This is a genomic window from Acuticoccus kandeliae, from assembly GCF_003073115.1.
Genome location: NZ_QBBV01000001.1, coordinates 578,355 through 595,593 on the forward strand (window position 1 = coordinate 578,355; position 17,239 = coordinate 595,593).

Consider the following 17,239-nt stretch of genomic DNA (forward strand, 5'->3'; position numbering starts at 1 on the left):
GGATCTCCAGCTTAGCGGTGGCCGATCGGAGAAGGTGGTGCGGGGTGCGCGGCGCCATGGCTCAGTTCAGCTCCGCGCTGTCGATGTCGGCGCCCGCGCCATAGCGGGGCGGCAGGCTCGACGCGCCGAGCGTCGGGGCCTGGTCGATCTCGGGGGCGCGCACCTCGATGACGTCGCCGGGCTGAAGCACGGTCGAGGCGATCGCCTCGAAGACGCGCGGCTCACGCTCCCCGCCGCGCGTGACGACGAAGGTCGGAGTGCGGTCCTGCGCCTGGCTCGCGAGGTCGGAGACGGTGGAGCCGAAACGGGCGGCCTCGGCGAAGAGGGCGTCGGCCGTCGCGGTGCGCACCTCGATGCGGTTCAGCTCGGTGCGCGCGTCCCTCAGCTCGGTGACGATCTCGATCCGGCGATCGCCGCGCAGCTCGATCTCGTCGCGCTCGGCCTCGTTGAGCTGCTGCTCGGCGGTGAGGATGGAGCCTTCGATCTCGAGCTGGCGCGCTTCGAGCTCGGTCACCTCGCGGCGGACCGAGTTGATCTGCGAGTTGCGCGACAGGCCCCGCTCGACGAGGGAGCTGACGGCGTCCTGCTCGTCCTTGGTGCGGTCGAGCAGCTCGCGGCGCAGGTCCATCTCCTGCTGCATCTTCGCGATGCGGGCGTGGAGGAGGTCCTTCAGCTCCAGGATGGAGGTGAGGGCGGTGTTGTGGTCGTCGAGGCGGGCCTTGAGGATCTCCTGCTCGACGGAGAGGAGCTGGTCGCTCATCGCGACGCCGTCCAACTCCTGCGGTAGGGGAACGTTTTCCTCACCCGCGAGCTCGGCTTCCAGCCGGGCGATGCGGACGAGCATGCGCCAGCGCTCCACCTCGAGGAGCCGGTGGTCGCCGAGGGCGCGCACGGCGTCGCGGTCGGTGCGGGAGAAGAGGCTCGTCGAGCGCCTCACGCCGCCCGCGACCGCGATCGCCTGAAGGGTGTTGAGGCCGGGAACGTAGGGATAGGTTCCGGGCTTCTCGACCGCGCCGACCACGAAGATCGGCGCGTGCTCCACGATGCGGACCGAGACGAAGAGGTCGTCGAGGAGGCCGAGCCGCTCGCGCAAAGCATTTCTCGCCTCTTCGGACAGCGCGGACGGGGTGAGGCCCTCGGCCGCGACATTGCCGACCGCGGGAAGGTCCACCATCCCGTCGAGGCCGACGGCGTGCTCGCCGCTCAGCCACTCCATCGGCTTCATCTGCCGCGCGACCGCGTCCCACTGGCCGACCTTCACCTCGATCTGGTCGCGGGCATGGAGCGTGTAGCCGCCGGATTGCGCCGCGGCCTCGCTGGCGACGCCCGGAAGGGCGAGGCTGGCGAGCGCCAGGAGAAGGGCCGAGGCCAGGCGAACGGGGCGCGCGGGGGACATCAGTAGCTGCCCCGCGCCCGCATCACGGCGGGCACCGTCTTCGTCACGATGAGGACGTCGCGCAGGAGCGACCAGGACGCGACATAGGCCGTGTCGAGGGCGACGCGGGCGTCGTAGCCGAGGTCGCTGCGGCCCGAGACCTGCCAGGGGCCGGTGAGGCCGGGGCGGGTCGCGATATAGGCCGAAGCGCCGCTTTCATAGCGGTCGAGCTCGGCACGCACGATCGGGCGCGGGCCGACGATGCTCATCTCGCCGCGCAGGACGTTGATGAGCTGCGGCAGCTCGTCGAGGCTCGTCTTGCGCAGGAAGCGGCCGAGGCGCGTCACGCGCGGATCGTCCTTCAGCTTCTGCGTCTCGGCCCACTCGGCCGCCGCCTCGGGATTGTCCGCGAGGTGGGCGGCGAGGATCGCGTCACCGTCAGTGCGCATGGTGCGCACCTTCAGGCAGCGGAAGGTGCGGCCATTGTGCCCGATCCGCTCGTGGGCGAAGAGGCCGGGGCCCTTGTCCGTCATGCGGACGGCGAGGCAGAGCCCGGCGAGGATCGGGCCCGCCACGGCGAGGCCCGAGGTGGAGACGACGAGGTCGAACGCCCGCTTGGTCGCGCCCCCGAGGGGCTTGGGCGTCATGAGGTTGCGATTGCGGGCCGCGCGGCGTGCGCGCTTCTGTTTCCAGACGACCGCTTTGATCGTTCGGGGGCTCAGCGCCCAGGGCGAACGGATCGCGCCGCGCTGCAAAGCAGTGACGATCATCGGGGATCTCTCCGGTTGAGTCTGTGCTTTGTCCGGCTCGCACTCTGGGTCCGAATTCGACACCCAAATATACGAGCTTCATGCACCTATAGAGAGATCCCGAGAGGCTTCGACTATAACAAAAGACAGGGAACGAAGCCACACAAACGCCCGATTTTAAGTGCAATTGGAACACACTGGAGATGATCCAAGAGTAGAAGTGGGCCGCATTGTCGACCATGTCGCTTTTGTCGGCGCTTTGCTCGCCAATTACGCCTTCGAAGTTCAAGTGATGAGCAAACATCCAGCCCTGCGATTCACGCAATGCACCCATGCGAAGAGGAAAAACTCTTCGGAAAGTTGTAAACTACGTGAAGTTTTATCTGGCTAAGTTTAGCTGAGCACAACGCCGGTGAGGCGGTCCTGCCAGATGGGGTTTGCAACTATCGCGCGATTCTTGCTCGCGCTGGACCGCCCCTTCCGCACCACCAGGATCGCCGCGTCGGCGTAGGGTGCGATTGCATCGATGTCCGGACCCTCGCTCGCCGGGGGGCAATTGAAGACCACGTAGTCGACCTCGCCGGTGAACGCCATGAGGCCGTTCCGCATGTGTGGCGAGCTTGAGAACACCGTCCCCGCGTAGGGATTGTCCTCGGGTGCGAAGCGCAGGACATAGAGCGGAAGGTCCGCGACCGGCCGCAATGTGTCGATCGCAATGGTGCCGCCCTGGCTCGCAAGTGAAACGAGGCTTTCATCTTGCGAGAGCTTCAGTTGATTGACGATAGACTTGGCGCCCGTGTCGGCGTCCACCAGAAGAACTGGAACGCCATACTCGGCGAGCATCCTCGCGAAGCCGAGGGCGAGGCCGCCCGCCCCATCCGTCGGCCGGGCCGACAGGAATGCGACCGAACAGGCGCCGCGCGCGTTCGTCGCACGGTCGAGATTGATCTTCAGCGCGCGCAGGAGCCGCTGGATGCGCGGGTCCTTCGGCAGCGCGAGCGAGAGGCGCTGGCGGGCCGCGCCGCGCCGGCCGCGCGGCAGGGTGCCGACCGTCGGCACGCCGAGAATGCGGTCGACGTCGCCCTCATTGTCGAGCTTGTCGCGGGCGAGCTCGCGCAGCGTCCCGGCGCCGCCGCCGACGACCGCGCCGAGCAGGAAGCCGAGCGCCAGATATTTCGCCTTCGACGGGCTGCTCGCCCCCTTCGGCATGTCCGGCTCGGTGATGACGCGTGCGGGCGTGATGGGGATCGATTGCTGCGGGACGACCGTCTCGAGGCGCGTGAGCGCGGACTGGTAGAGCTCCTTGTAGCTCTGCTCGGTCTGCTCCAGCTGGCGCAGGCGATAGGCCGTGGCACTGTCGCCGCCCGACAGGTTCATCGCGTCGTCGAGGCCGCTGCGCAGCGAGGCGACGCGGGTCTCCTGCGCTTTCGCCGCGGCGCGGGCCTGCTGCGTGCGCCGCTGCAATTCCTCGGTGATCATCGCTTCGATGTTGGCGACCTCGGCCGCGAGGCGCTTCGCCTCGGGGTGGTCGGCACCATACTGCGCCTCGACGCGGCGCTGCTGGCCGAGCGCGCCGAGATAGCGCGTGCGCAGATCCGCGCCCACCGTGTCGGTGCTGTTGCCGGTGAGCTCGGCGATCGCGGCATTGGGGCCGGCGGCGATCGCGGCCTCGGCCTGCTCGGCAAGCGCGTTCGCGCGGGAGGCGTCGGCCTGGGCGATCACGAGCTGACTCAGAATCTCGGAGAGCTGCTGCTCCGACAGGAGTCGCTCGCCGACCGAGACAAGGCCGTGCTCGTGGCGGAAGGTTTCGAGGTCGCGGCTCGCATCGAGGCTCATCTGCCTCAGCGTCGCGACGCGGTCGCGCATGAAGCGGACCGCGCTGTTCGCTGCGGCGGCGTTCGATTCGAGCTGAAAGTTCAGGTAGGCGCCGGTGTAGGCGTCCGCGATCTCGGCCGCGAGGGCGGGATCCGGCGCCGTGTAGGAGAGCTGGAGGACGTAGGAGCGGCCGATGCGCTGCACGTCGAGCCGCTGGCGCAGCGTGCCGGCGAGCTGCGTCTTCAGCGCGATGGCCGGGCCGCCGTCGCCGCCGCCCTCACCCTCGGGCCGCGCGCCGCGGAAGAGATCGATTGCCCCCGAGATCGTGCCCTTCACCCACCCCATCGCGACCGCGATCGGCGGCGGGGCGACCGACAGCGCGTACGGGCGCTCTTCGAGATTGAGGCGCTCGACCACGCGCTCGGCGAGCGCCTGGCTCTTCAGGACCTCCACCTCGCTCTGCACCGTCGCGTCGCGCATCATCGCGCTCGGCAGCTCGGAGATGAGGTTCACGAGCTCGGCGCGCTCCTCGTCGAGGAGGATCGTCGCGTAGGAGGTGAAGAGGGGTTGGAGCGACATCGCATAGGCGATCGCGAGACCGCTGAAGACGATGATCGAGGCGATCACGAGCCACGCCTGCCGCCGCGCGGCCTGCAGGAGCAGGCCGATATCGACGAACTCGCTGTGGTTCGTTTCCGGCCCGCGCGCGGCGCGCGGGCGGCCGATGGGCTCGGCGCGGAAATCGTCGGGAATGGTGTTCATGATGCTCCGTGGCCGCGCGCTCGGGATGCCGTCATCATCATCGGCCTTCCCATTGCGGCGCGTCGAACAAGGTCTGCGGCCGGCTGTCCCGCCGCCGGGGCGTGATCCGTCGCTTCGCGTCGTCGAGCTTGTCGTGGAAGACCCCGCTCGCGACGTCGCCGAACGTGGTCGGGCGCGTCAGCAGGCGAAGGCCTGCCGGCAGGAGTCCCCGCTCGCGCTTGTCGTCGAGGAAGTGGCGCAGGTGGAAGCGCGCGGCGAGGCTTCGCCGGTGCGTCAACACCGCGCGGCGTTGATCGGGCGTGAGGCGTGGGTCGGCGAGGAGGGCATCGTCGACCGCGCACAGGCGCGAAAGGTCGTGCGTGCGGTGCGACCCGCTCAGCGACCCCGCGTGCTCCACCGCGAAATAGCCGAGGCTCGTCGCGAGACGGAAGCGCGCGCCGGCGAGGAGGGCGCGGGTGTAGAGGTCATAGTCCTCGCCGAGGCGGATATCGTCGGCATAGAGGAGGGCGTGGCGCGCCAGGAAGTCGCGCCGGATGAGCGGGTGGAGGAAGCCGAGCTCGCGCCGACGCATCCCGCGCCGCGTCACGTTGCCGAGAACGAAGGTCGCGAAGTCGAGATCGGTGACGGTCCCGGCGCCCGCGCCGGGGCGGAAGGCGGTAAGGGTCGCGGCCTCCGTCTCGGGCGTCACGAAGAGAATGTTGTCGGCGAGGATGTCCCAGTCGGGCACGCCGAGGAGGTTCGCGAAGCGCCCCGGCAGGATCCGGTCGTCCGCGTCGAGGATGGCGAGGATCGGCGCCGTCGATTCCGCGATCGCCCGGTTGCGCGCCGCAGAGGGGCCGGCATTCACCTCGGCCCGCAGGACCTTGAGGCGCCCGGTGCCGTCGTCCGCCGCGCGGGCGCGGCCCGCCGTCGCGTCTTTCGAGGCATCGTCGACGACGACGACTTCTCCGACCTCCGGCTCGGCGAGCGCGGAGCGGATTGCATCGGCCACGGTCCCTTCGGCGTTGTAGGCCGGGACGATGACCGCGACTGTGTTTTCGCCGGTGGTCACGGCTGCGTTCACAGGCCCCCACAACTCAAGATCACGCCGCGTTGCGCGCCTGCGGCGTGGTACTTCGCAATGCAGCAAACTGCCGTGGCGGTGAAGGCGCCATAACAAAAGTTGGGGAGGCCGGGCGTGTTCGTCCGGTACCGATAGGGAAACTGCATCGTTTCGGTGCTCTCCTCAACCAGAGCGGCTGTCGTGCGCATCGCCTATTTCGTCCATGATCTTTGCGATCCGGCCGTGGCGCGCCGGATCACTATGTTGCGCTGCAATGGCGTCAATGTGGCGCTTCTGGGGTTCCATCGAGACAGCGAACCCCCGGCCGACATCGCCGGCGTGCCGACGGTGGCGCTCGGCCGCACCCACGATGCGCGGATGGCGAACCGCGCCGCGCAGGTCGTCGCCGCCGCGCGCCGCGGGCGCCAGATCGCGGCGGATCTCGGCTCGGTCGACGCGATCCTCGCGCGCAATCTCGAGATGCTCGCCGTCGCGGGGGCGGTGCGCCGCCACCTGCCGGGCCGCGTCCCGCTCACCTATGAGGTGCTCGACATCCACCGCCTCCTTCTCGATGGCGGGGTGAAGGGGCGGGCGCTCCGGGCGATCGAGGCGCGGCTCGCGGCCGACGCCAGCGGCATCATCACCTCCTCTCCCGCCTTCGTGCGCCACTATTTCGAGCCGCTCTCGGGCGTGCGCGCCCCGATCCATCTCGTGGAGAACAAGCTCCTCGGCTGGGACACGCGCGCCGAGGAGACGCGGGTCGCCGGCCCGCCCTGGCGCATCGGCCTCTTCGGCGCGCTGCGGGACCGGCGCTCGATGGACCTCATCGTCAAGATCGCGCGCGATCTCGACGGGCTTGCCGAAATCGTCGTGCGCGGCCGTCCGTCGCCGGCGGTCTTCCCCGACCTCGCCGCCGAGCTCGCGGACGCGCCGCACGTCGCCTTCCACGGCGCCTACCGCAATCCGGACGATCTCGCCGCGATCTATGCGGACGTCCATTTCGCCTGGAGCATCGACTATTACGAGGCCGAGGCGAACTCGGAGTGGCTGCTACCGAACCGCCTCTATGAAGGCGGCTTCTACGGCGCCGTCCCGATCGCGCGCGAGAACACCGAGATCGCGCATTTCCTGGCGAAACGGGACTACGGGATCGTGCTCGGCCCCGATCCCGCGGGGGAGCTCGCCGCCTATCTGAAGGGCCTCGACGCCGAGGCCTATCAGCGCGAAGCGGCCCGCGTCGCCGCCGTTCCCCGCAGCGATTTCGTCGCGACCGAGGCGGACTGCGCTGACCTCGTCGCGCGCCTGACCCGCACCCTGCCGCAGGGGACGAGGCTCGCCGCATGAACGCGCCCTTCGCCTTCACCGAGACGCTCGTCGTCATCCCGACGCTGAACGAGGAGGACAATATCGGGCCGCTCCTCGGGCAGCTTCTCGCCGAGGCGGATGGGGTGCCGCTCGGCATCGTCGTCGCCGACGGCGGCAGCACGGACCGCACGCGCGCGATCGTCGAGGCGATCATCGAGCGCGACCCGCGCGTCGTGTTGATCGACAATCCGGAGCGCATCCAGAGCGCCGGGATCAACCGCGCGGTCTCGCTCTTCGGAGCGCGGGCGAAAAACCTCATCCGGATCGATGCGCACAGCGATTATCCGCCCGACTATTGCCGCCGCCTCCTCGCCGCCGCGGCCGAAATCGAGGCGGACTCGGTCGTCGTCGCGATGCGGACCGAGGGGCGGGGGTGCTTTCAGCGGGGCGTCGCCGCGGCGCAGAACTCGCCGCTCGGGGCCGGCAATTCCGGCCACCGCGTCGGCGCAAAGGCGGGCTATGTGGACCACGGCCATCACGCCTTCATGCGGCTCGACGCCTTCCGCGCGGTCGGCGGCTACGACGCGACCTTCAGCCACAACGAGGACGCCGAGCTCGACCTGCGCTTCGCCGCGAATGGCGGCCGCATCTGGCAGACCGACGCCGTGTCGCTGGTCTATATGCCGCGCTCCGCCGCCCGGCCACTCTTCCGCCAATATCGCAACTATGGTCGGGGCCGGGCGCGCACGATCCGCAAGCACCGCGCGCGGCCGAAGCTGCGCCAGCTCGTGCCGGCGATGATCGCGCCGGCGACCGTCGCGGGCCTCCTCGCGCTCGTCGCGGCCACCGTCGCGCCGCTCGCCGCGATCCTCGCGCTGCCGGCCGCGCTCTGGGCCGGCGGCTCGCTCCTCGCGGGGGTGCTGATGGGGGCGAAGGCGCGCTCGGCGTGCGTCGCGTTTGCGGGACCTGCGGCGATGATCATGCACTTCGCATGGTCGATCGGCTTCTGGGAGGGGCTTTTGAAGGGGAACCGGCCATGACGAGCGTCGATGTCTGCGTCTGCACCTTCCGCCGCGCATCAATCCGCGCGACGCTTCAATCCCTCGCCGCGCAGACCCTGCCGGAGGGCGTGAGGCTCGCCGTGATCGTCGCCGACAATGACGAGACGGACGCCGCCCGCGCCGCGATCGAGGCGGCGGGGGCCGAATTCGGCCTCGCGCTCACCTACCGCCACGCCCCGGCGCGCAACATCTCCATCGCCCGCAACGCCACGCTGGACGCCGCGACCGCCGAATTCGTCGCGATCCTCGACGACGACGAGATCGCCGCCCCCGACTGGATCGCGGCGCTCCTCGCGCGCCAGGCCGAGAGCGGGGCCGACGTGGTGCTCGGCCCCGTCGTCGCGCTCTACGATGCGGCGGCACCCGCCTGGATGCGCGACGGCGACTTTCATTCGGCCGGCCCCGTCCACGTCAACGGGACGATCCGCACCGGCTACACCTCGAATGTCCTGTTCCGCCGGGAGGCGGCCCCGCTCGCGGGAGCGCGCTTCCGTCTCGATCTCGGCCAGACGGGCGGGGAGGACACGGAATTCTTCTCCCGCGCCTTTCGCGCCGGGGCGCGCCTCGTGGAGGCGCCCGGCGCGATCGTGCGGGAGCATGTCGACGCACGGCGGCAGTCGCTCGGCTGGCTCATGAAACGGCGCTTCCGCTCCGGCCAGACGCACGGCCTTCTCCTCGCCCAGGGCGCAGCCGGGGCGGCAGGGCACCCCAAGGCGATCGCCGTCGCGGGTGCGAAATTCGGGGTCTGCGCGGTGGCGGCGGCGGCGACGCTGCCGCTCGCCCGACGCCGTGCCTTCTGGATGCTGCGCGCCGCGCTCCATGCCGGGGTCGTCTCCCAGCTTCTCGGCATGCGCACCCTCGTCCAATACGGAGCGGACCAGCCCCTTGCCACGCGTTGATGTCAGTGTGATCGTCGCGGCCTACAACGCCGCCGACAGTCTGGAAGCCGCCGTCGCGAGCGCCCTTGCCGACGATATCGCCATGGAGGTGGTCATCGTCGACGATGCGTCCGCCGACGACACGCTGGCGCGCGCCCGCGCCATCCCCGACCCGCGCGTGCGCGCCTTCGCGATGGGCGTCAATGGCGGCCCCGCCGCCGCCCGCAACCGCGCGCTCGACGAGGCGCGGGGCGAATTCGTCGCGGTGCTCGACGCGGACGATCTCTTCCTGCCGGGGCGCCTTGCGCGCCTCCTCGCCCGCGCCGAGGCGACGCGGGCCGACATCGTCGTCGACAATGTGCTCGTCGAGCGGGAGGGGGCGGCGCCGGAGCCGCTGATGTCGAGCGCGATGCTCGCCGGCATGGCCGAGATGGACCTTGCCACCTATGTGCGCGGCAACCACCCCTTCACGCGCAACCAGAGCCTCGGCTACGCCAAGCCCTTCTTCCGCCGCGAGATGCTCGACCGGCTGACGCTGCGCTACGACACGGGGCTTCGCATCGGGGAGGACTATCTCCTGATGGCGGATGCGCTCGCCCTTGGCGCGAAGTGCGTGCTGGAGCCGGCCGCCGGTTACCTCTATCGCCGCCGCGAGGGCTCGATCTCTGCCCGTCTCGGGAGCCAGCACGTCGCCGCGATGAAGCGGGCGGACGCGGACTTCCTGCTGCGCCACACGCTCGACACCCCCTCGCGCAAGGCGCTGAACGAGCGGCGCGCGGCGCTCGACACGGCGGGCGCCTTCATCGGCGCGATCGACCATCTGAAGGCGCGCAAGCTCGTCTCGGCGCTGGCGACGGTGGCCTCGCACCCCGCTTCGGCGCTTCATTTCCGCTATCCGATCGCGGCGCGGCTCCAGCGCCTACGCGGGCAGGCTACGGCCAAGAAGGCGGTCTGACGGCCGCGCCGCCGCCAGCCTCTCCCGCGCCATCGTGCGCGCCCGATACCGCTCCTCCACGAGCCGCATCATCGCGAAATATAGGAGGAAGCTGCCAATCGTGTAGGGCATCAGGAAGTCGATCTCGACGAAGGAGCGCATCAGGAGCAGCACCGCGAAGGTGATGGTCAGCGCGTCGAACACCGAGGTGCGGGCGCGCATGATGGTGCCGGCCGCGAGCGCGATCGCCCACATCAGCATCGTGAACAGCAGGAAGAGGCCGACGAGGCCGAGCCCCACCGCCGTCTCGATGTAGGTGTTGTGGAAATGGAAGCCGGTGCGCGCGGTGATGTAGAACTCGCGCCAGAGGTCCTCCGCGGGCGTGTAGCCCACTGTCCAGAAGGCGGTGTAGCCCATGCCGAAGAGCGGGCGCTCGCCGACGGCGGCGATCCCCTGGCTCCAGAGATAGGTCCGCCCCGTAAGCGTGGAATCCTTGCCGAACGCGCCGAGGACGCCTTCGAGCGCGCCGAACTGGATCGCGATCAGCGCAAGCAGCGCGACGCCGAGCGCGGCGAGCCCCACGAGCACGAAGCGCACCGTCGGGTGCGCCCGCCCGGCGATGATGATCGCGACCATCATCATGGCCGCCCCCGCGACGGTGATCAGCGAGGTCGCCGAGTCGGAGGAGACGAGCAGGAAGGCGCCGAAGAGCAGGATGAAGGCCGCGAAGAGGCGGATCAGCCAGGAGCGCTCGAAGAGGGCGGCGATGGAGAAGAGGATCGCGAGCGAGGCGAAGAAGCCGAGCTGGTTCTTCGACGCGAAGGCCCCGGTGAAGGCGTAGCTCGCGTCGATCACGTCATAATGGTAGCCGCCGATGGCGAGCGAATAGAGGCCGACCAGGAGCGAGCCGACGAGGCCGCCAAGGAGGAAGCCCGTCCGCCCGCAGATCCGCGCCGCGACGATCGCGCACACGATGGTGGTCGCGTACTGGATGCCGGCGCGCAGCGAGCCCGACGGGTTCATCGACCACACGGTGGATGCGATGGCGAGCGCGGCGATGGCGAAGAGCAGCACCGTCACGCCGAAATGCTTGAGGAGAAGGCGCGGCTCCACCGCGAGCGGCAGGAACCACACCCCGTAGAGGGCGAGGATCGAGATCTGCCCGAAGCGCGTCGAATAGGCGAAGACGAACATCGACACGGTCATCGCCGCGGCGATGTAGAGCGTGTTCGCGGGTGCCTCCGTGACGATGCGCTTCGGGATCCGGATCACTCTGTCGCGTTCTCCGTCTTGTCGGCCCACGCCGCGTCACAGCTGAGCGAGGTGGGGAAGAGGCAGCGCTCGCCTGGCGGGGTGAAGGCGACATAGTCGACCGCCATCGACGCGGCCTCGATCGACGGATCGGGCCTCCCGAGCCACTCCGTCGTGCCCTTGCCGCCGTTCCAGATGCTGAAGAACAGCTTCTGCCTGGCTTCGGGGCGCGGGTCCGACGTCACCTCGCGCACGAGCGTGCCGTCAACGTACCAGCGCAGCGCGTCGGGCGTCCACTCGAAGGCGTAGTCGATGAAATCGGCGTCGGCGGGCGTGTCGAGGCGGACCTTCTCCTGGTTCTCGCCCTTGCCGTCGACGAAATAATTCGTGTCGAAGCGGTCCATCGAGCGGCCGAGCACCTCCACGTCGATCTCGTCGTGCGGATCGCCGAGATGGGGGCCGGTGTAGGTGAAGAAGGCGGAGACGAGGCCGCTGCCGGGCGCGGACTTCATCCGCGTCTCGTAGAGGCCGTATCCGTAGGCGGCGCGGCTTTGGATCTCGGCGCAGACATAGTCGCGCGCCTCGCCCTTGCCCGTTTCGGCCGGGGTCCTGGTGAGATGGAGCGTCAGCGCGCCGTCCGCCGTCTCGACCTGGTCGCGCTTCCAGATGCACGCCATGTGCGCGCCGTTGGTCCAGCCGTCCGAGACCGTCCAGCGCTTGCCGTCGAACCGGTCGAACGGGTCGTAAAAGCCTTCCGCCGCGTGGGCCGCGCCCGTCGCGGCGAACAGGGTTGCCGCCAGGATCAGCGGCCTGAACGTTGAGAGTTTATGCATGGTGCATGCTCCTCTTCGGCCGCTCACCGGGAGCGGCGTGCCAAGCTGTGGCCGATGGCGCGGGCGGATGGAGCATCATTTGATAATGCGTTGCGGCGCGGATTGCTGCACTGCACGATAGGAGCAGGCTGCTGGTCAAGGCCGATGATGGCCGCGACCACGTGTCCCGCGTGAGACTGAGCCCCGGCCATTCGGCCGGTCGGCCCGCGGGGACCGCGGCCTTTTGATGGTGAGGTCACGATGAGAATCCTGTTCGCCGGCGGCAACGGCTACCTCCCGGAGTTCAACGGCGGCGTCCAGTCGAGCACCGACCATCTGGTGCGGCAGACGATGGCCGCGGGCCACGAGGCGGCGGTTCTCGCCGCCCTCTTCGGGGACAGCCTGTTCGGCTTCAAGGCGCGGGTGAAGCTGAAGGTGGGGCGCGCGCCGGTCGCGACCGACCGCTCGCTCGGCTACAAGGTGATGCGCGCCTGGTTCCCCTGGGACGCGGCGGGCTATGTCGTGAATTCCTTCCGGCCCGACGTCGCGCTGGTGCAGTGTCACAAGGCGGTGAAGGTCGGCAAATCGCTCGCGGCGTTCGGCGTGCCGCTCGTCGTCTATCTGCGAAACGTCGAATATCACGAGCTGGAGGGGGACGTGCGCGAGCTTCCGGGCGCCCGCTTCATCGCCAATTCCGAATTCACCGCCCGCGCCTACAAGGACGCGTTCGGGATCGAGAGCGTCGTCATCCCGCCGACCATCGATTTCGCCAAATACCGCTTCGAGACGAGCGGCGAGTTCGTCACCTTCATCAACCTCTACCCGGAGAAGGGGTACGACAAGGCGCTCGCCATCGCCAAAGCCTGTCCGCAGATCCCGTTCCTGTTCGTGGAGAGCTGGCGGCTCGACGAGGCGGTCCTCGCGCGCATCAACGCCGAGCTCGGCGCCCTGCCCAACGTCACCTTCATGCGCCGCACGAACGATATGGGCACCGTCTACGGGCGCACGAAGATCTTGCTCGCGCCGAGCAAGTGGGAGGAGGCCTGGGGGCGGGTCGCGTCCGAGGCCCATTGCAGCGGCATCCCCGTGGTCGGCTCCACGCGCGGCGGCCTGCCGGAGGCGATCGGCCCCGGCGGCGTGACGCTCGACTATGACGCGCCGCTGGAGGATTGGGTCGCGGCGCTCAACGGCCTCTGGTCCGATCCCGCCGCCTATGCCGCCGCGAGCGCGGCCGCGACCGAATACGCCAAGCGCCCGGCCCTCAATGCCGACGCGCAGTTCGACGCCTTCATGGCCGTTATGGACGAGGCCGCCGCGAGCACGGTGCAGCCCGTCGCGGCCTGATCCGATGCTGGAGGACACGGCCCCGCCGCGCGTCGAGGACGCCGAGCCCACGCGCGCGCCGCGCGAGGCACCCCTTCCGCGCCTCGCCCTGAAGCCGGTGCGGGCGGCGGGCAACGCCTATTCGGCCCTCTTTTCGAGCCATATCGACCGCGGCCGCTTCGATGTCGTCGAGTTCGACTGGGAGGGGCTCGGCGCCAAGGCCTATGACGTCGTCGTCTTCCATTGGCCGACCGAGTTCTTCCGCCCGACGAGCCGCAAGGCGACGCTGAAGCTCCTCGCCAAGATGGCGCGGGACAAGCTGCGCGGCACGAAGTTCGTGTGGGTCGCGCACAATCTCGAGCCGCACGATGGCGGCTCGATGCGCTCGCACGCGACGGCGCTGATGTTCACGGCGCTCCTCGATGGGGTGATCTACCTGTCGCGCTCCTCGCGGGAGGAGGCGCGGCGACTCTATCCGCCGCTGCGCCGGACGCGCGAGCTCGTCACCGTCCATGGCCGCTATGATGCGGCCCGCCCGCCGCGCCCGACGACGGCGGACGCCTGGGCGAACCGCCTCCTCTTCTTCGGCACGGTGCGCCGCTACAAGAATGCCGCGCGCCTCGTTGCGGCGGCGCGGGGCGTGACGGCCGAGCCCTTCTCCCTCACGGTGATCGGCACCGCGGACGATCCGGCGCTCGCGGCCGAAATCAAGGCGGCGGCGGGCGAGGACCCGCGCATCCGCATCGACATCCGCGATGCTTTCATCGGCGAGGATGAGCTGGAGCGGGTGGTGGACGCGCACGATCTCGTCGTGCTGCCCTACCGCAACATCCTGAACAGCGGCGTCGCGCTCCACGCGCTCGGCCGCAACAAGCCGATCCTCGCGCCCCGCATCGGGAGCCTTCCGGAGCTTCAGTGGGAGGTCGGGGCCGACTGGGTCCGCCTCTTCGACGGCGAGATCTCGACCGAGGCGCTGGAGGCATGCCTCGCCGCGCCCTTGCCCGGCACGCCCGCGCCGGACCTTGCCGACTTCGCCTGGCCGAAGATCGGGGCGGAGATCAGCGCGTTTCTCGCCGCCCTCCGCCGCCGTTGAAAGCGAGCGTTCGCCTCAGACGATCGTGAAGTCCAGCGCGAGGCTGTCGAGCATTCGCCCGCTCGCCCCGTCGCGCGCATAGCTCGCGACGCTCAGCGAATAGTCGCCGTCCGGCAGGTCGCGTCCGTGATAGTTCGGGTCGCGGTCGCCGAAGAGGGCATAGGGGGCGGCGCTCTCCACCTGGTCATGCGAATAGGCGCCGTCGAGGTCGAAGAGGATGCTCTCCACCGTCGGATCGGTGCTGCGCACGAGGACGCTGAGATTGCTCGTCCCGATCGCGGCGGTGTCCACCACGTCGCCGTCGGCAAGGCGGCCGATGATAGCGTCGTGCTCGGCGTCGACCAGGAAGATCGACAGCGTCGAGGTGTCGACGGGCGCCTCCTCGGTCGGGTCCGACTCCGGCGCGGGCTCCGGCTCGGTGATCGAGAAGCTGATCGACTCGGTGTAGCTGACGCCGCCCTTGGCGTCGTTCTTCGGGTAGAGCGAGACGTCGAGCGAATAGTCGCCGACGCCGAACTCGCGCCCATGCACCAGGCTGCCGCGATCGCCGAAGATCGCCCACGGCGCCGCGTTCTCGATCTGGGTATGCGCGGTCGGCCCGTCGAGCGCGAACTTGATGCTGTCGACGCTCTTCGAGAGGTCGCCGTCGAGGACGGTGACGAGGATCGAGAGCTTGTGCTCGTCGAAAAGGGAGGCGTCGACGCTCGCCCCGTCCTCCAGCATCGCGACCGGGGTGTTGGTCTCGCTGTCATAGAGGACGACGCGCAGGACGTCGGGGATGGGCTCGGGTTCGGGCTCCGGCTCCGGGCTGACGGTGCCGGCCTCCACGAGGGTGAAGCTCACCGACTGCTCGTCGAGCACATCGCCCTGGCCCTGCCGCTCGGAATAGGCGGCAAGGTCGAGCGTGTACTCGCCCTCGGTGAAGAGGCGGCCCCACAGATTGCTGTAGCGATCGCCGAACAGGCCGTAGGGGCGGAAATCCTCGATCTGATTGTGGACGAGCGGCCCGTCGATATCGAGCGTGATGCTGTTCGTCTCCCAGCGCGTCACCTCGTTGGAGGGTGCGGCGAGGACGGAGAGCTTCGTCGTGTCGATATTCTCGACCTCGATGACGGCACCCTCGGTGATCTCGCCGATCACCGTGTCGGTGTCGGCATTGTAGAGGGTGAGCTTGAAGGGCTCCGCCTCCGGATCCTGCGTGACGTCATAGGGCTCGAACGAGACGCCGCGATAGTGGGCGGAGGTCGACCCCTCGAACTCGACCGGGCCGAACTCGCTTTCGACCCCGGTCCAGATGCTCATGAACATCTTGGACGGTGAATCGGGGACGGGGACCAGCGGATCCACGACCTCGTGGATCAGCGTGTCGCCCGCATACCAGCGGATCGCATCGGGCTCCCACTCGATCGCGTAGGTGACGAAAACCTCCGACGCGTCGTACCCGAGGTCGATGTCCTCGTGATAGGACGAGCCGTTATAATAGTAGCTCACGCGGACGTGCGTCGGCTGGTTGCCGATGAACTCGAAGTCGATCTCGTTCCAGATGTCACCGTAATACTCACCGGTGTACAAGAAGAACGTGGACGCGACGCCGGACTCGCCCGACGGCTTCATCTCGATCTCGTAGCGGCCGTATCCGAACTTGTCGTTGCTCTGGATTTCGGCGCCCGTGTACTCCTTTTCACCCGACGGGACGTCCGTCAGCACCAGCTCGACCTCGCTGTCGTGCTGGATGACGTTGAAGTACGACCAGGAATTATGGATCCAGGTGTTCTCGTTCGTATGGTTCGATCTGTGCCAATACGTGCTGCTGATCGTATCGAACGTGTCTTCGAAGGCGTAAGCGTCTTCGTCCATGCGACTAAGCCCCGCGTGCGCAGCCGTCGACAAGGCATGGAACAACGTCAGGGGAAGACTGTCGTTGTCGTCATGCAACGCGTTGACGAACTGTCAGAACCGAAATGCGTCGAATGGTAGGGGTTTGACCTATTTTGACGCTAGATTTATCTAACAAATGTTAGAAATGCTTGGTGCAGACACACATTCGGGTTGAAAACGGCACTTTGTCACAGGCTAGCCGCGCGGCAGTCAGCCCGCGAGCCAGTTGCACAAATTCGCCCAGAGCGGACCGTAGCCCGGCCAGGCGAGGAAGGCGGGCGGACCCCAATGCGGCCCGCAATCCGATGCGAAAATCGCGCTCCGGCCCGATCCGACGGTGCGCACGGCGATGAACGGGTCGCCGTCGACTTCGGCGAGCAGCGTTGCATCTTCCCGCAACATGGACCGATTGTAACCGAGGAAGGTCGGCCACTCCGTGAGCCCTGCCATCACAGGATGAGCGCCGTTCACGATCGCGGGAACCACGCCTTCGGGCCGTTCCGAGCGGTCGTCGCGCGTCATCAAGGCAACGGGGAGCACGTCGTCGACCGGAGTCCCGGCATAGGCGGCTTTCCCCTCGATCCCCTGGAAGGTGAGGTAGCCGCCGACCATCAGGAGCCCGCCGCCGCCCTTCACAAAGTCGGCGATCAGGCGGAGGCGGTTGGGGGTCGGCTCCGAGCGGGCGAAGGTGCGGTCGGGCATCAGGAGCGTGTTCGCGCCGATGTCGGAGAGGATCACCACGTCGTAGGCGGCGAGCGCCTCGGCCGAGAGGGGGAAATGGTCGGCGGCGATGTGGGCGGGCTGGTAGGTCACGTCGAGCCCGGCCGCCCGCATCGCGGCGATCATCTCGGTCCCGCCCTCGTGGTAGGCCGAGGTGGTGAAGCTGTCGAAGCCCTTCACGTGGATCGAATGGGTCATCCAGCTTTCGCCGGCGAGGAGGACCTTGGTCATGGGGGCTCCT

At 68.7% G+C, this 17,239-nt stretch carries 14 protein-coding genes; 6 read left to right on the forward strand and 8 right to left on the reverse strand.

Features of this window, described 5'->3' with window-relative positions:
• Positions 1-61 precede the first annotated feature (61 nt).
• The 4 genes from DBV35_RS02675 to DBV35_RS02690 all read right to left on the reverse strand — a co-directional run bounded on the left by DBV35_RS02675 (position 62) and on the right by DBV35_RS02690 (position 5,752).
• Entirely contained in the window at positions 62-1,396 is a 1,335-nt protein-coding gene (locus tag DBV35_RS02675; RefSeq protein WP_108658697.1) for a polysaccharide biosynthesis/export family protein, read from the reverse strand.
• Positions 1,396-2,145, reverse strand: coding sequence for a sugar transferase (locus tag DBV35_RS02680; protein WP_205648438.1), 750 nt, complete (start codon positions 2,143-2,145; stop codon positions 1,396-1,398). Before DBV35_RS02680 ends, DBV35_RS02675 begins: the two co-directional genes overlap by 1 nt.
• A 372-nt stretch (positions 2,146-2,517) precedes the next feature.
• Complete coding sequence (locus DBV35_RS02685; protein ID WP_108658698.1) at positions 2,518-4,701, reverse strand: GumC family protein; 2,184 nt, start codon at positions 4,699-4,701, stop codon at positions 2,518-2,520.
• A gap of 37 nt (positions 4,702-4,738) precedes the next feature.
• A complete protein-coding gene (locus tag DBV35_RS02690) occupies positions 4,739-5,752 on the reverse strand; it encodes a glycosyltransferase family 2 protein (protein WP_108660518.1) in 1,014 nt (337 codons plus the stop codon).
• 192 nt (positions 5,753-5,944) lie between these two features.
• Between DBV35_RS02690 and DBV35_RS02700 the strand changes: the two genes are divergently transcribed.
• From DBV35_RS02700 to DBV35_RS02715, 4 genes are read left to right on the forward strand one after another with little or no spacing between them, the layout of a single operon-like run.
• Positions 5,945-7,087, forward strand: coding sequence for a glycosyltransferase (locus DBV35_RS02700; protein ID WP_205648439.1), 1,143 nt, complete (start codon positions 5,945-5,947; stop codon positions 7,085-7,087).
• Complete coding sequence (locus DBV35_RS02705; protein WP_108658701.1) at positions 7,084-8,088, forward strand: glycosyltransferase family 2 protein; 1,005 nt, start codon at positions 7,084-7,086, stop codon at positions 8,086-8,088. Before DBV35_RS02700 ends, DBV35_RS02705 begins: the two co-directional genes overlap by 4 nt.
• Positions 8,085-9,008 (forward strand): glycosyltransferase family 2 protein, encoded by a 924-nt coding sequence (locus DBV35_RS02710; RefSeq protein WP_108658702.1) that lies wholly within the window; start codon positions 8,085-8,087, stop codon positions 9,006-9,008. The genes DBV35_RS02705 and DBV35_RS02710 overlap by 4 nt, the downstream gene beginning before the upstream one ends.
• The gene (locus DBV35_RS02715; RefSeq protein ID WP_157961547.1) at positions 8,995-9,942 is read left to right on the forward strand and encodes a glycosyltransferase family 2 protein; all 948 of its coding nucleotides are present in this window, start codon (positions 8,995-8,997) and stop codon (positions 9,940-9,942) included. Before DBV35_RS02710 ends, DBV35_RS02715 begins: the two co-directional genes overlap by 14 nt.
• Here the strand turns inward: DBV35_RS02715 and DBV35_RS02720 are convergent.
• Together DBV35_RS02720 and DBV35_RS02725 are read right to left on the reverse strand one after the other, a co-directional pair.
• The gene (locus DBV35_RS02720; RefSeq protein WP_108658704.1) at positions 9,907-11,193 is read right to left on the reverse strand and encodes an O-antigen ligase family protein; all 1,287 of its coding nucleotides are present in this window, start codon (positions 11,191-11,193) and stop codon (positions 9,907-9,909) included. The two genes, DBV35_RS02715 and DBV35_RS02720, sit on opposite strands and share 36 nt — an antisense overlap.
• Positions 11,190-12,005, reverse strand: coding sequence for a family 16 glycosylhydrolase (locus tag DBV35_RS02725; protein ID WP_108658705.1), 816 nt, complete (start codon positions 12,003-12,005; stop codon positions 11,190-11,192). The genes DBV35_RS02720 and DBV35_RS02725 overlap by 4 nt, the downstream gene beginning before the upstream one ends.
• Positions 12,006-12,245: 240 nt before the next feature.
• Between DBV35_RS02725 and DBV35_RS02730 the strand changes: the two genes are divergently transcribed.
• Together DBV35_RS02730 and DBV35_RS02735 are read left to right on the forward strand one after the other, a co-directional pair.
• Complete coding sequence (locus DBV35_RS02730; RefSeq protein WP_108658706.1) at positions 12,246-13,328, forward strand: glycosyltransferase; 1,083 nt, start codon at positions 12,246-12,248, stop codon at positions 13,326-13,328.
• A gap of 4 nt (positions 13,329-13,332) precedes the next feature.
• The gene (locus DBV35_RS02735) at positions 13,333-14,400 is read left to right on the forward strand and encodes a glycosyltransferase (protein ID WP_157961548.1); all 1,068 of its coding nucleotides are present in this window, start codon (positions 13,333-13,335) and stop codon (positions 14,398-14,400) included.
• A gap of 15 nt (positions 14,401-14,415) precedes the next feature.
• Here the strand turns inward: DBV35_RS02735 and DBV35_RS02740 are convergent, their stop codons facing one another.
• Together DBV35_RS02740 and DBV35_RS02745 are read right to left on the reverse strand one after the other, a co-directional pair.
• Positions 14,416-16,257: a family 16 glycosylhydrolase gene (locus tag DBV35_RS02740; protein WP_108658708.1), complete on the reverse strand. Its 1,842-nt coding sequence runs from the start codon at positions 16,255-16,257 to the stop codon at positions 14,416-14,418.
• Positions 16,258-16,488: 231 nt separating this feature from the next.
• Positions 16,489-17,229 carry a glutamine amidotransferase gene (locus DBV35_RS02745; protein ID WP_108658709.1) on the reverse strand — a complete coding sequence of 247 codons (741 nt, stop codon included), beginning with the start codon at positions 17,227-17,229 and terminating at the stop codon, positions 16,489-16,491.
• Positions 17,230-17,239: the final 10 nt, after the last annotated feature.

What these genes read in the sequence shown, in the direction of transcription:
- DBV35_RS02675 (WP_108658697.1), bottom strand. Translation starts at nt 1,396, where the DNA reads ATGTCCCCCGCGCGCCCCGTTCGCCTGGCCTCGGCCCTTCTCCTGGCG.
- DBV35_RS02680 (WP_205648438.1), bottom strand. Translation starts at nt 2,145, where the DNA reads ATGATCGTCACTGCTTTGCAGCGCGGCGCGATCCGTTCGCCCTGGGCG.
- DBV35_RS02685 (WP_108658698.1), bottom strand. Translation starts at nt 4,701, where the DNA reads ATGAACACCATTCCCGACGATTTCCGCGCCGAGCCCATCGGCCGCCCG.
- DBV35_RS02705 (WP_108658701.1), top strand. Translation starts at nt 7,084, where the DNA reads ATGAACGCGCCCTTCGCCTTCACCGAGACGCTCGTCGTCATCCCGACG.
- DBV35_RS02710 (WP_108658702.1), top strand. Translation starts at nt 8,085, where the DNA reads ATGACGAGCGTCGATGTCTGCGTCTGCACCTTCCGCCGCGCATCAATC.
- DBV35_RS02725 (WP_108658705.1), bottom strand. Translation starts at nt 12,005, where the DNA reads ATGCATAAACTCTCAACGTTCAGGCCGCTGATCCTGGCGGCAACCCTG.
- DBV35_RS02730 (WP_108658706.1), top strand. Translation starts at nt 12,246, where the DNA reads ATGAGAATCCTGTTCGCCGGCGGCAACGGCTACCTCCCGGAGTTCAAC.
- DBV35_RS02735 (WP_157961548.1), top strand. Translation starts at nt 13,333, where the DNA reads ATGCTGGAGGACACGGCCCCGCCGCGCGTCGAGGACGCCGAGCCCACG.
- DBV35_RS02740 (WP_108658708.1), bottom strand. Translation starts at nt 16,257, where the DNA reads ATGGACGAAGACGCTTACGCCTTCGAAGACACGTTCGATACGATCAGC.
- DBV35_RS02745 (WP_108658709.1), bottom strand. Translation starts at nt 17,229, where the DNA reads ATGACCAAGGTCCTCCTCGCCGGCGAAAGCTGGATGACCCATTCGATC.